Annotated in this window: 10 protein-coding genes; 1 reads left to right on the top strand and 9 read right to left on the bottom strand. The window is 44.5% G+C overall.

Features of this window, described 5'->3' with window-relative positions:
• Positions 1-275: 275 nt before the first annotated feature.
• Positions 276-1,859 carry a stage V sporulation protein B gene (gene spoVB / locus E4K68_RS13710; RefSeq protein WP_135379501.1) on the bottom strand — a complete coding sequence of 528 codons (1,584 nt, stop codon included), beginning with the start codon at positions 1,857-1,859 and terminating at the stop codon, positions 276-278.
• 279 nt (positions 1,860-2,138) lie between these two features.
• On the opposite strand from spoVB, the gene E4K68_RS13705 reads away from it, so the two are divergent.
• Positions 2,139-2,591, top strand: a complete 453-nt coding sequence (locus E4K68_RS13705; RefSeq protein ID WP_135379500.1) for a MarR family winged helix-turn-helix transcriptional regulator — start codon at positions 2,139-2,141, stop codon at positions 2,589-2,591.
• 162 nt (positions 2,592-2,753) lie between these two features.
• On the opposite strand, the gene E4K68_RS13700 is transcribed toward E4K68_RS13705, so the two are convergent.
• From E4K68_RS13700 to E4K68_RS13665, 8 genes are all read right to left on the bottom strand, one after another.
• Positions 2,754-4,142 carry a diguanylate cyclase gene (locus E4K68_RS13700; protein WP_135379499.1) on the bottom strand — a complete coding sequence of 463 codons (1,389 nt, stop codon included), beginning with the start codon at positions 4,140-4,142 and terminating at the stop codon, positions 2,754-2,756.
• 22 nt (positions 4,143-4,164) lie between these two features.
• The gene (cheB, locus tag E4K68_RS13695) at positions 4,165-5,211 is read right to left on the bottom strand and encodes a chemotaxis-specific protein-glutamate methyltransferase CheB (RefSeq protein ID WP_135379498.1); all 1,047 of its coding nucleotides are present in this window, start codon (positions 5,209-5,211) and stop codon (positions 4,165-4,167) included.
• Positions 5,212-5,250: 39 nt separating this feature from the next.
• Complete coding sequence (locus E4K68_RS13690) at positions 5,251-7,593, bottom strand: response regulator (protein ID WP_135379497.1); 2,343 nt, start codon at positions 7,591-7,593, stop codon at positions 5,251-5,253.
• A 27-nt stretch (positions 7,594-7,620) separates the two neighbouring features.
• Entirely contained in the window at positions 7,621-9,303 is a 1,683-nt protein-coding gene (locus tag E4K68_RS13685) for a methyl-accepting chemotaxis protein (RefSeq protein ID WP_158291422.1), read from the bottom strand.
• 60 nt (positions 9,304-9,363) lie between these two features.
• Positions 9,364-9,861, bottom strand: a complete 498-nt coding sequence (locus tag E4K68_RS13680) for a chemotaxis protein CheW (protein WP_158291421.1) — start codon at positions 9,859-9,861, stop codon at positions 9,364-9,366.
• A gap of 47 nt (positions 9,862-9,908) precedes the next feature.
• Positions 9,909-11,411 carry a protein-glutamate O-methyltransferase CheR gene (locus E4K68_RS13675; RefSeq protein ID WP_135379494.1) on the bottom strand — a complete coding sequence of 501 codons (1,503 nt, stop codon included), beginning with the start codon at positions 11,409-11,411 and terminating at the stop codon, positions 9,909-9,911.
• Positions 11,404-11,865 (bottom strand): chemotaxis protein CheW, encoded by a 462-nt coding sequence (locus E4K68_RS13670; protein WP_135379493.1) that lies wholly within the window; start codon positions 11,863-11,865, stop codon positions 11,404-11,406. The genes E4K68_RS13675 and E4K68_RS13670 overlap by 8 nt, the downstream gene beginning before the upstream one ends.
• Before the next feature lie 297 nt (positions 11,866-12,162).
• Positions 12,163-13,062, bottom strand: coding sequence for a phosphatidylserine decarboxylase (locus tag E4K68_RS13665; RefSeq protein WP_135379492.1), 900 nt, complete (start codon positions 13,060-13,062; stop codon positions 12,163-12,165).
• Between the last annotated feature and the right edge of the window lie 359 nt (positions 13,063-13,421).

Raw genomic sequence — 13,421 nt, 5'->3', positions numbered from 1 at the left:
CCACCTCCTTTGAAATACATAGTTTTTGAGTCGACTGCTACTTTGAATGAACAAAGTATATGATTTAAAATCTCCTAAAAGACGATCTTGTATCTCATTTTTGACCGGTAAATTCAAGGGCTAATTCTTAATTCAGACATTTTTGTAGTTTGTTTTACAGGTGATAAAATAGTACCTAAAAAAGGTACCGGTTGCTAAACCGATACCTTAAAACACACATTTATGGGCAAATAAAGCGATTAAGCATTCTTCACACATCTTAGATTTAACTGCGATTACCGTCTCAAGGGAAATAAGAGAACTAGTATTCTACCAATTAAGGGAACTCTCATGATTTCGTTACGGCGAATCACCTTTAAGAAAACGAGAATTATCAGATAAATTAAAATAGAAAGAATAACTGCTATCATTGTTATAAATCCTAGGTTAAACTCGCTACTTTTTAGATAGGAAAACGCTATCCGGCCACTATACCCCATGGCTATCCCCGCTAGTACTATCTTTATCGTCTCCTGGGGATTAACATAGAATCCTACTAATTTATGAACGGAGAAAAAATGCAACAACGTTTCTACTATGACCCCTATACTTATCGCTAATATTACTCCATAGATTTCAAGTTTAAAATGAGTCGCAAGAGGATAAATGAGAAGAAGCGTGGTACATTTGGAAATCATATTATTGAGCATAGCTACTTTCGCATGCCCCAGTCCCACTAAGGCAGATTGTAGAGGAGTTTGGAGATAATGCATTATAAAGAATGGTGCAATGAATTTTAATAAAGGGGCTGCTTGCGGTGATTTGTACATCACAATCATTAATTCATGAGCAAATAAGTATAAAAGCATCGTACTAGGAATACCAACACCGAGGGCAACACAAATGGCTTGATATAGTCTACGATGAATTAACCGGATATTATTATCAGCATTCGCCTCACTAATAGCGGGAACCAAACTAACTCCCAAAGACTGGTTAATAAAACCGGGAAAAAATAGAAGTGGCATTACAAAACCAGTCAACATTCCATAATCTTTCGTAATCATGATGGAACTAACTCCTGCCACAGCCAGACTTTTGGTTATGATAATGGGCTGAATGGCCCTTGAAACCGAAAATATTAAACCATTACCCGTGGTAGGAAGGGCTGTCTGTAATAATTCAACAACTATATCCTTCCCTCTCGACACTTTCTTCCAAAGAGAGTTTGGAAGGTGAAATTTCTTGCGGTGTGAGAGTTTGAACATCAGCATTAAAAAGAATAACGAGAAGGCTTCCCCAATCACACTACTTAGAACAGCTCCGGCCGCTGCATATTCAATACCGTAAGGAATTAACCACTGAACCAGGAAGTAGGTAAAACCGATTCGTACAATTTGCTCAATGACTTGCGCTATAGCAATTGGATTCATCGTTTGCATACCCCGGAAATAGCCTTTGAGTACACCTGAAACAGCAACAATTGGAATGATCAGGATTAAAGCCATCAATGAATAATAAGAACGCTGATCCGTTAAAAAGTATGAGGAAAATGCGTTACCACATAAAATAGATAGAGAGGCTACAACAATGCTCAAGCTTCCGGTTATGGTTGAAGATACTACAAGTATCTTTTTAACTTTTGCTCCGTTTCTTTGAGCATCTGCTTCCGCCACCAATCTAGAAATAGCAACGGGAAGCCCTATGGTTGTCAATGTTATCATCAATCCCATGAATGGCATAACCATCATTTTTAACCCAATTCCTTCAGAACCAAGAACTCTTGACTGAACGATTGAATTTGCTAAAACTAATATTTTAGTTATGAAGGCTGCTATCGTGAGGACAAATACGCCTTTAACTAAGCTTTGTTTCTGCATTTGTTGACCTTCCTAATTATGGTTTAGGTTACATGTATATGCATAATCAGGATCATTAACACAATAGATAAGTAGAACATTTAATTCAAAAGCTAACAGCCTCAATTCCATTTGCCGCTGGAATTGAGGCTCAGTACTTGAACAAAGCATTCCTAAGAACGAAAAGGCTTCCATTTCTCCGTTGGTTCAAAGGTGCTTGCAGTTGTCATCTTATCCCAATATACTATAATAGTTCATATCTAAATCGTTTTATCACGAACCATTATAGGAGGCATATGTATGGATTACAACAATGACAAAGTTAAGCGAGCAGCAGAGGTGGTACAATCTTTTGTGACAATTAGTAAAACACTTACCAAATTTGCTCTACAAAACGCCGTAAGTCTGGGACTAACGTTACAACAAATGGGAATTTTAAATACCATATATTCTTCTCCTGAAATAACCCTCAAAGATATTACTGAAAAGTTGCAGCTCTCTAAAAGTACTGTAAGCGTTAATGTCGATGGCCTTGTCAATTCAGGTCTAGTTGAGAGAAAAACATCCGAAGTAGACCGTAGGGAAATTCAATTGACATTAACAACTACAGGTAAAGAATTATCGAGACGATCTGTCCAGAATCCGCTGTCTTATCAAGCCATGATTAGTGCCTTGGAAAAACTATCAGAAGAAGATATTCAAATTTTACTTCGGACACATAAAGAACTATTAAGTCATTTACAAGACTGTTAGAATGGTAAAGAAGCTGGAATTTTTGGATTAATCGGACCTGACAGTGCCGAGAATCGACGTTAATGAAAATCGTGGCTGAAATCGCCCTGAGATATGCAGGAGAAATCTCAATGAAAAGCCTATAATTAAGCCTCTGTGAAAAACAAAGGCCTAATTATAGGATTATTCTGCGGCCGAATTTGCTTCTTCACATGCGCATTTCTTGACTGATTTCTGCTCATACATCCGTTTGTCCGCCCCAGACATCAATTTGGTGATTGAACTTGGCGCTTCCAAGTCACCGAACTTGGTTCCGATACTCATAGACAGGGGATACGGTCGGCAACCATTCACGTTATACTGGGCGATAGTCTCCTGTAGACGAGCGATCAGCTCATCTGCAGATTCCGTCCCCGACATGAGCGCCAACACAGCGAATTCATCCCCTCCTACCCGTGCGATGAGGTCTGTTTCTCGAAAAACCTTTTTCAGGATTTGAGCTACGTCTCGAAGTACCTTGTCGCCCTCTTCATGACCTAGCATATCATTGATTATCTTGAATCCATCCAAGTCGACAAATAGGCAAACAATCCGTTTCTTCATCCGACTAGCTAGTTTAAGCTGATTTTCGCCAAGCGTCATTAATCCACGACGATTGTAAAGACCTGTAAGTGAGTCTGTAATAGATTCTGTCTGCAAGCGTTCCCGCAACATCGCGGTTTCAGTAATATCTCTAATTGTGGCCAGGCGCACATCTTCGCCATCCCACTTGGAGTTCACGACGCGCATATCGGCAATCAGCCGCTGCCCACCAGCGCACTTGATCGTAATCTCTTGCTGCCCTACTTCTATCGGAAAGTCAAAGGGCTTATGCAGAATTTCATCCACCCTTCGGCCGAAGATCCCCTCAGCCGCAGGGTTCACATACCGGACAAGTTGCCGGCCGTCGACCACCACAATAGCGTCCCCGTTCATATCCATCAGCGTTCTTAAATTGGCTTCAGCACGCTTAACGTCTTCCAGGGCGTTGCGGTAGTCCGCGCTAACCTTCTCCAAATGGGTGCTCTGAAGCACGGCTAACTCGAATGTGGACAAGAGCAAGTCGATGATCTGTACTCGATCCGAGGTTAGCGTGTGACGCTGACCCCCAAAGAATACTTCAACTGACATCTGAGCGTTGCCCTCTTTGCGCATTTCCATATTCACAAGGATGTGGTGCACCCGACGAAGCAGCTGTTCATTGTCGTATGGTTTCGTGAGAAAATTGTCCGCTCCGCACTGTAGCCCTCTGATGACATCCCGGGGATCGGAAAGCGATGTCAACAGCACCACGTGGATATCCTTAAGGGTTACATCCTGCTTGATCCTAGTGCATAACTCGTACCCATCCATTTCAGGCATCATAACATCTGTAATAATAATCGTCGGTTTCTCCGCCTTCGCTGCCGCCAAGCCCTTGACACCATCACTTGCCACACGTACGACATAACCGTTCTGTTGCAAAAGAAATTGAAGGCGCATTGCTTGAGTCAAACTATCCTCTACGATTAAGATTTTGCCTTTCATTTCCATAGTTCACCCTCCTCTAACACCATCAATTAAACGTTTTTGTAACCAGATCCACTAATACAGAGGCAATATCCCTGGGTGGCATCACGTAGTCAGCGCCACCTAACCTTATAGCTTCCCCGGGCATGCCATGGATGATCGAACTATCATGGTCCTGAGCGAACGTAATCCCTCCCGCATCCTTGATCAGTTTAAGTTCAACCGCCCCGTCAATGCCCATCCCTGTTAGCAGTATGCCGGCGGTGCCATTCGCGAAGGCTTTCAACGCCGACAGGAAAAGATAGGATGCTGCAGGACGCACAAAATGCTGTGGAGGATCCTCTCTTAGTTTAATGATCCCGCTATCGTTGACACCCATCTGAAACTCTTCCGGCGCTACATAGACACGACCTCCCTGAATACGTTCACCCTGAGTGGCAACATATACATGAAGAGGGGATGATTCATTCAGCCAGTCCACGAATCCCCGGGTGAAGCCGCTGCTAATATGCTGAACAATTAGGATTGGCAAGGGGAAATCCTTGGGTAAACCTGTGAGAAATTGCTGAATCGCCGCTGGCCCGCCTGTCGAAGCGCCTAGCACGACAACCTCAATCTCCCTCCTCTTTTTCTTAGTTGGCGGAATCACAACAGGTGTAGACTCTGGGACACGCCGCGGCCGGATTCGGGCTACCTTGGCCACCGCTGCCTGCTTGACCATGGCAATTAATTCTGCAGCATTCTTCTCGTAATTCGGACTCCCTATACCTGCTGGTTTCTCCAAAAGTGATACTGCCCCGACTTCCATGGCTTTGAACGTTTTTTCTACCTCCCTAGGATCCCAAACGGCACTAATGATCACGATAGGTACCGGCTTGTTCTCCATAATTCGGCGTGTAACCTCAAACCCATCCATTTCCGGCATATATATATCCATCGTTATGACATCGAGTTGATGAGACTTCAGGAAATCCAAGGCCTCCTTGCCGTTAGCAGCCTGGCCTATCACTTGGATTTCAGAATCAGAGCTTAAGATATAGGTCAAATAATTCCGATGTACTTCGGAATCATCGACAATAAGAACCTTAATCATTCCTTATATCCTCCATCATAAACGTACTGCAAACTACCCTCAACCAACCAGTCGTCGAACGACCTCAAGAAGATTACTCTGATCAAAGCTGCTTTTTGCGATGTAGGCATCTGCTCCGACATCAACACCCCGCTCCCTGTCCTCCCTCGATACGAGTGAGGTAACCAATACAACTGGAAGTTCGGCCAATTTTGCTTCACTCCGAATTTTGGCAGTTAGGTCAAAGCCGTTCATTCTCGGCATTTCCACATCCGAAATTACAATGTCAAATGGCTTCTCCTTAAGCGCTATCCACGCTTCCATCCCATCTACAACAGTATGAACATCAAACCCCGCCGAGACAAGTATGTTTTTAAACAGCGTCCTCGATGTGATAGAATCCTCCACGACGAGGACTACTTTTCGCTTTGTCACGGCTTTTGCTGCCAGCGGAACATTCGGAGCTGTCTTAGCAGTACGGGTAGCAGACCGCATCAGATCGACAACATTCAAGACAAGAACGACCTGTCCCGATCCCAAGACTGTGGCTCCTGCAATGTTCCGTACGCGCACAAGCTGTTTGCCAAGATTTTTGATCAGAATTTCCTGCTCATTTAGGAGCTTATCGACTACAAAAGCCATGCGGTTCTGGCCAGACTTCAAAATAACAATGGTCATTAAATCCGACACTTCCAATCCATCGGCAACTGGATCGAGTCCTAGTACAGCACCGAGCCTCACCAGGGAAAGGGGAACACCTTCTACTGCAACGATTTCGCGGTTTTCTACACTCCTAACCTCATCCTTCCTGATTCGGATCACACGTTCAACACTCGATGTTGGCAAAGTGAAACTATGCCCGTATTCTCTGATCAAGATTCCTCGGAATGTGGCCAGCGTCAAGGGAAGGCAAATCCTGAAGGTGGTGCCTTTCTCCTTACGAGTTTCAATGGCGATGCTGCCGCCCAGTTTATCGACAGCCTCCTTCACAATCGCCATTCCAAGCCCACGGCCAGAAATGTCCGTGATGATGTTACTGCTGGAAACTCCGGATTCGAAGATCAGTTGTAAAGCTGACTGCTTATCCAGGACGTTCGCGCCCTCTTCGGAAAGCAAACCGCGGTTGACTGTACTTCCTAGTACGCGATCCAGATCAATCCCGCTTCCGTCATCGGTAACCTGTACCTCAATCTTAGTACCTTCGACCTGAGATATGCTGATTAAGATCGTGCCGAAGGCTGGCTTGTTATTTGCCAGACGCGTAGCCGTTTTCTCAATACCGTGATCAATGCAGTTGCGCACAAGATGAACCAAGGGGTCCTTAATCCGTTCGAGAATGCGTTTATCAACTTTGATTTCACCACCACTAATCACCAAGTCTACTTCTTTATTCTGCTGGCGTGAGATATCACGCACCATTTTTGGTAACGCCCTCAGCAGAGTCGAAAAGGGCAGCATCAACACGGTTTTTGTACCTTCCAATAAACGATCAACCAACATCCCGTTTGTTCGAAGATCGGAGTGAAGAGCTTTTTTCAAGCCCTTTAGCTTAGTTTCTGCATCAAGCAGGCGGGAGTAATTCCAGTCAAACGATGCCTGAGAATCCGTATGGCTTCGTTCAGGCGAAACTTGGGCCCTCGTACCTACCTTCTCCCACTCCTTTTTCCAGGGCCCGAATAGGGTCAGAATATCTTCAAGTTCTGAAATGCGCTGTTCCCCCGCGAGTTTTATGGAAATCAGTTCTTCTGCCTGCAGGAGGATGGAGTCGAGTTTGGTCGCTTCAACCCGGATGGTCTCCACCATTGCCATTATATCCGTAGCGGGAGTTGCGGATATCTCTCCGTTGGAAACCTCCTGTTCCTGTTCTAATTGCTCCGTGCTATGAAATTCCGACCATCTTAATGGTTCCTCCGCAACGAATGAGAGGGTAGAACCCACAATAGGCTCAACCAAGATCGGGTCCGCAAGAGGCAGAGATGACTCCTGCTGCTTAGACTTTTTAATGCCACTCACGATACAGTCTAGTGGCCCAGTAAGTGCGTCCACTGCTTCGCCCCCTTCACCCGAAGGCGAGCTTAACATGCGTGCGATGCCGTCAACTGCACGATGAAGTGTATCAAAGTCGCCGAAACCGAGTGTCAAAAAGCCGTTTTTCATCGCTGAAAAAACACTCTCTACGGACTGGCAGACAATCCCTATGCCCATCATGTTCACTGAACGTGAGGCTCCCTTGAGACTGTGAGCCGCCCGGTATATGGCTTCAATGATATTTTTATACCCAGCTGGGTCTTTATTTTTCTCGATATCGATCAGACCAGCAACAATCGTTTGCAGATGCTCCTCAGCCTCAATCGTAAAGACCTTACGCAACTCTTTTAGAAATTCGTCTTCAGATATACTCATTGTGGCTCACCTCCAACTCGATGGAACTTAAACCTTGTAGCGAGTTACAGTTCTAGAGAGATTTTGGCCCATGTCTTTCAGACTTTGTACCGCGATCTCTAAGTGCCTCATACTTGCTACGTTCTGGGTGGTCACTTCTTCGATATTTTGCATCGCCGATGTTACCTGATCGATCGCCATGAGCTGCTCCTTATTAGCGGCTGCGATTTGAGCGGCAGATTGAGTCGATTCCGAAAAGTTTTTGCTCAATGCTTGAATTGATTCACTCGCCCTCGTAGCTTCTTTCATTCCTTCATCAACAGCCTTACTTCCCTGTTCCGTTGCCATCACCGCTGCTCCTGTAGCCTTCTGAATATCGTTCAAAATACTCCGCACTTGCTTTGTAGCTTGTTTCGATTGTTCCGCAAGGCTTTTGATCTCTTGTGCCACTACTGCAAAACCCTTGCCGTGTTCCCCAGCCTTAGCTGCTTCTATAGCCGCATTCACTGCCAGAAGATTGGACTGGTCAGCTAAATCCTCGACCGTGGTAGTAATCTCAATGATCACCTGGCTCTGTTCACTGAGCTTCATAATTGTATCTGCAACCAGCGTCATTTGTTCACGAATGTGCTGCATTCCAATAGCCAAATTCTCAGACGTCTGCCGACCGTCATAGGCCACTTGGAGGCCCTGTTGAGCTTTATCTGCCACCTCTCTGGCCTTCTGGCTCGTCACGTTTACCGTCTGCTTGACCTCTTCTACAGTCGTTGTCGTCTCCATCACTGCCGCAGAGTTCTCTTGTGCCCCGCTAGTCACCTGTGATACTGATGACGCTATTTCGCTGGCAGAAAGGACAAGACCATTGGAGACCTGAGAAATATCACGAATCTGAGTGCGGAGGTTTTCAATCATAGTCTGCATGGACCGCGCAAGATCCCCGTTTTCATCTTTTCGGTCGCATAGTGTCTTGGGAACCTCTTGGATCAAATCACCTTGACTAATACAGGTGAGAAACTCCACAGCCGCCATAATCGGAACGCTCACACTGCGTGTAATAACCACAGACAGAATAATTACTAGCACGATGCTCGAGACAATCGTGATTAGGCTCAATAATTTGAGAAAATCTGCTTTTGCAATATGCTCCTTGATTATTTGATTAGTGTTAACCACGTTATTTTCTGTGATTCTATCGAAAGTAGCACCCATTTTATCTGATATCGGAATCATACGTACCACAAGCTCCGAATATTTGGCATAGAGCGCCCGCTTCTGCTTGGCATCTGTGTTTAGCGCAATCTGCTCGATAGTCCTATCAAGATCGACATACAGAGTTCGCCAGGCCGTGTATTCGCCTTCAAGCTGCTTCATTAATTCCCTGCCTTGATCAGAAGTCTGCGGAGTTCTTACCAATATACCCCAGGAACGATCCACTATTTCCCAACTTGCTTTGCGTCTAGTCATCACACTTTTTAGAGTATCATCCGCGTTTACTTGAGACTCTGTTGCAGCCACAGTCATTGAATCGGCACGTATAACCATGCGTTGATAGTTGAGGGTAGCGAGATTTTGAAGATCAGGAATACTATTTCCACTTATATAACGCATCTCCTGTGACATGAGCGTTATTCCATAATACCCGATCGAACCAACGACCATGACAATAAGAACAATAATCCCAAACCCGAGCCCGAGTTTCCGTCCTATCTTTATATTCTTAAGATTAAACATGATCATGCTCCTCTACAAATTTGATACACCTAAATATAAATCCTTCCTAACATGCGTTTGCTACTCTTCGACTTCTTCATTGACTAGAATCTGCTTATCCGCCAGTAGCTTTGCCGCATCAAGGAATACAAGATCATCCCCAACAACCCCACGCAAATAAATCTCGCGGATGCCTGTTAAGGTTGGCAGTCCTGCTTGCATCTGTTCGAGTTGAATAGATCGCGCCCCAGTTACCGCATCCGCTACAATTCCTAACTCCATCTCGTTCGAGCTGAGCACGAGGATCTTGGTGGCAAAGGTTACCGCTTCCCGCGGCAATTCAAAGAAAACTCTTAAGTCAATGATGGAAAGGATTTGTCCGCGCACATTGATGATACCAAGTATGTAGGGCGGGGTACAAGGAACGGCTGTCAGCTCCTTGAGTGGGAGCACTTCCCGTACATACCTGGACTCAATGGCATATTTTTCATTGGACAATCTGAACTCTACCACCCCGATGCTCTCGCCCTCGGCTGTTTCATCATTGTTTTCGCGTGCCAGATCCTTTGCTCTATCCATAAATATTTTTTTCTTTTGTTGATCAGAAAGGCTTTCCTTCATCACTCTCAAATCCCTTCTTCAATCATCAACGTTTGAATCGTTTCCCTCAGTCGACCAGCAGTCATCCCGTCCAACTCCATCAAGGTCTTTTCCTTTGGTACGTTGGACAGCAACGATATTGCCTGTCGAAAATACCGATTCGAATCTTTAGGCCTGTTCTCTCGGAGTGCAAGAGTTCCCAACAAGTAATAGGCTGCAATGAACTCTGGCTTAAGATACAAAGAACGCTTGAGTGCTTGAACGGCAGCCTTTTCCTGTCCCTGTTCCATTAGTATCATAGCAAGAAGGAACCAGTGATCGGGATTGATCTTATCCTTAGTGATAGCTTTTTCACACCACTCAACGGCCTGTTCAAGGTTCCCCTGATTCGCTAAGATGCGAGCCCTCAGGGCAAATACATTACCCTCAGTCTCCGACTGATGTTGTCCGTATCCGTTCCCCGGACAAATCATTTGTAGCGTAGCAACCGCTTCATCATAACGACCATCTTGGTAAGCGGCCAACGCATCTTTATATCGTCGTTCATTATCCTCACGTGGTGGCACCGTGGATGCCGACAGGAATACCTCCGGGAATATCTGTACGGTTTCGGGCCACATTGATGGTGCAGTCAGAAACGGTTCTGGTACTGCCGAGGCCGCCGGAGCCCACACCTTGTGAACAGATGGCTCTTGATTGACTTTTCGATAGAGAGTCGCCCCTTCGAACGAAACCGTTGAGAACTCTGAAGAAAGTAGTGTTGATGTCTCGCTAGGGGCTACGATCAGCCATCCCCCATCTACTAGGTAGCGATGCATCCGCCGAATTACCCGCTGAATCATTCGGGGCGTAAAATACATGATAACGTTCCGACAGAAGATTACATCCATCTTCTGAGTGTTTAGTACCGCTGGGTAATCATCCGTGGCTAGATTAAGGTAGGAAAAAGAAACCATGTCCTTGAAGCGATCTTTCACCGCATACGTTCCCTGCCCTGCTGGTTCGAAGTATCGATCCCTCAGGGTATCCGGCGTTCCACGGAACGACCATTTTGTGTAAACCCCTCGCCGAGCCTTTTCGAGAGCTTGCAGATTAATATCGGTGCCATAAATACGAATATCCCAGTTTCTAGTCTCGGGAATCATTTGGTCGATCAGCATCGCCACAGTGTAGGGCTCCTCTCCTGAACTGCAACCCGCACTCCAGACCCTAAGCCTTCGTTCCCGCCCCGACTGGTGCCTAGTGAATCCGGAAATAATATGATCCCTGAATGCCTCCAGGCTCTTCATCTCCCGGAAAAAGTATGTTTCACCCACCGTCAGGCAACTAGACAAGGTCTTAATCTGCTGTTCAGTTAGCGTGGAGGCTATAAGTGATTGAATGAATAATCCGGTATCTCCCTGACCATGCTCTTGAGTGAAAATTTGCACAGCCTGTCGAAGATCTTGCATCCTGTTCTCCGAGAAATGCAGACCAATTTTCTCAGAGATTAAGACGCCGAGTTGCTTTAACCAATAATCTTCATTCATTTATATCCTCCAGCCCAATGTCCACTAGCTGCAAGAGAGCAACCTCAGAAACAAGGGCCTCCAAAGGTTGAATAAGAACTATATTTCCCTCGACGGTAACTGCTTTAGTTACGGTATCTTGGACCGCAGTCTTCACACTTGTTACCGACTGTATAGGCAGCTCGACTACCCCTTCCACCCTGTCCACTAACAAAGCTATCGACATACCAGCCATGTTCGAGAGAATAAATCGGTCACTTAGCTCCATCTCCCGGCCAGCTAAACCGAGCCGCTGACGCATGTCAATCACTGGAATGATTTCCCCCGCAACATTGATAAGTCCGCGGACGGAGTCAGGCGCTTCTGGCAAAAATGTCACTTCGGTAGCACGTACAATCCGTTTCACCGCTGCCACTTCCAACGCGTACCGTACTTCTTCAACGCAGAAGATCAAAAAAGAATCTATTATATCCATAAATTTGCCCCTCCCATTTTAGGTGCGAGAGTTATTATTTAAAAACAGCGACTATACTCGAATCAACTAAGGTGCCTACTTAGTTTTGTGTTATTAACCCCGTTTTTGGAGTAATATCTTACGTTTCGACATCACTTAATAAATAACCTTTGTCAGGCCATAGGCATAAGTAATAAAACTATAAACAAATCCCCTAAAACGGCAGCAGGCTTGAGGTAGCCCACATCGATTTAAGGGATAGCTAACGTTCTAATAATTTATTGCTATTTTCTTTGATTAAATGTTTTTACGTAATTACTACTTCTTCTTAAAAGTCGCAAGACCTATTCTTTCTCCCATTTCAACGGAACATTCAATTCCCTTTGCAGTCTGCTCCATAATATCCTTGTCGACTTTAACTACCCCATCTTTGAAAAAAAGGATAACTGTCGACCCACCAAATTTGAAATAGCCCTTTTCGTCTCCCTTTCTTATGTTTCTATTCTCCATATAAGTTTGAATAATTGAACCAACAAACGTAGCACCGACCTCAACATACAGCACTTCGCCAAAATTATCCGAACGAAGTATGCTCCATTCGCGTTTATTCGAGCAAAAGATCTTATTAATCTTATTGATCGATGTAGGATTTACAGAATAATAAAATCCTTTAATTTTCGTTGTTTGACTACATACCCCATCATCGACAAAATGAAACCTGTGATAATCTGAGGGGCTCAACCTCACAATAAGGCAACTGCCTTTTGCATACTTTGAACTTACAGAGTCCGCCCCTATAAGTTCTCCCAAAGAATAAGTGATTCCTTTAATCTGGACAAGCTTCTTGATATCGATATCCTCATAAGCCAAAATCTTACCATCGCAGGGGGAAATTAGGATGCTTTTATCCTTCACATCTGGTCTATAGTCCGCTTTTAGCTTTCGATGAAAGAATTCATTAAAGGTCCGAAAATCACCTTTGGGTATTTCAAAGCGAGACATATCAATCTTAAATTCGTCGACGAACTTTTTAATTCTGGTTCTACTTATCACTCTATTACAATAATACCCGCATAGATTTGAAGCGAGTTTTTTCTTTACAAATAGCTCTAAGAACTTCATTCCCATAGAAGATGAATATATCCAATTAATGTACGACTCTCCAGCAACTTTTTCAATTTCACAGTTTCCGGTCTTTCTATTATAAACCTTGATCATCGTTACCTCATCACCCTGACTTTTTGTCTTTTCTTCATATTATACCATTTCGAAGCTAAAATTGGCCAACCGATGCTATGTGCTAGAAAAAGGACAAGTACGTTTTGAAGCAACTGTTGAAGCTTTGGCCGAAAACGACGAAGTTAGAGCAATGTATTTATCAGTTTAACGATAAAACCAATGCCCTACCTCCATTTAAAACTTCAACAAGGCACTAAGATGAATTCTTAGTGCCTTGTTGTTTTCAGCAATGATTTAAGATGATCGAAGATGATCTAATTCCCAAACACTTGAGCTGCCTCTTTCAATACATCGTCGTTCTGTCGATTCAAACCATCTACGATGTGCATGCGACAGGC

Source organism: Desulfosporosinus sp. Sb-LF (assembly GCF_004766055.1).
In the GTDB taxonomy this organism is placed as follows: Bacteria; Bacillota; Desulfitobacteriia; order Desulfitobacteriales; family Desulfitobacteriaceae; genus Desulfosporosinus.
This window is presented reverse-complemented; position numbering and strand designations above follow the sequence as displayed.

What these genes read in the sequence shown, in the direction of transcription:
- spoVB (WP_135379501.1), bottom strand. Translation starts at nt 1,859, where the DNA reads ATGCAGAAACAAAGCTTAGTTAAAGGCGTATTTGTCCTCACGATAGCA.
- E4K68_RS13705 (WP_135379500.1), top strand. Translation starts at nt 2,139, where the DNA reads ATGGATTACAACAATGACAAAGTTAAGCGAGCAGCAGAGGTGGTACAA.
- E4K68_RS13700 (WP_135379499.1), bottom strand. Translation starts at nt 4,142, where the DNA reads ATGGAAATGAAAGGCAAAATCTTAATCGTAGAGGATAGTTTGACTCAA.
- cheB (WP_135379498.1), bottom strand. Translation starts at nt 5,211, where the DNA reads ATGATTAAGGTTCTTATTGTCGATGATTCCGAAGTACATCGGAATTAT.
- E4K68_RS13690 (WP_135379497.1), bottom strand. Translation starts at nt 7,593, where the DNA reads ATGAGTATATCTGAAGACGAATTTCTAAAAGAGTTGCGTAAGGTCTTT.
- E4K68_RS13685 (WP_158291422.1), bottom strand. Translation starts at nt 9,303, where the DNA reads ATGTTTAATCTTAAGAATATAAAGATAGGACGGAAACTCGGGCTCGGG.
- E4K68_RS13680 (WP_158291421.1), bottom strand. Translation starts at nt 9,861, where the DNA reads ATGGATAGAGCAAAGGATCTGGCACGCGAAAACAATGATGAAACAGCC.
- E4K68_RS13675 (WP_135379494.1), bottom strand. Translation starts at nt 11,411, where the DNA reads ATGAATGAAGATTATTGGTTAAAGCAACTCGGCGTCTTAATCTCTGAG.
- E4K68_RS13670 (WP_135379493.1), bottom strand. Translation starts at nt 11,865, where the DNA reads ATGGATATAATAGATTCTTTTTTGATCTTCTGCGTTGAAGAAGTACGG.
- E4K68_RS13665 (WP_135379492.1), bottom strand. Translation starts at nt 13,062, where the DNA reads ATGATCAAGGTTTATAATAGAAAGACCGGAAACTGTGAAATTGAAAAA.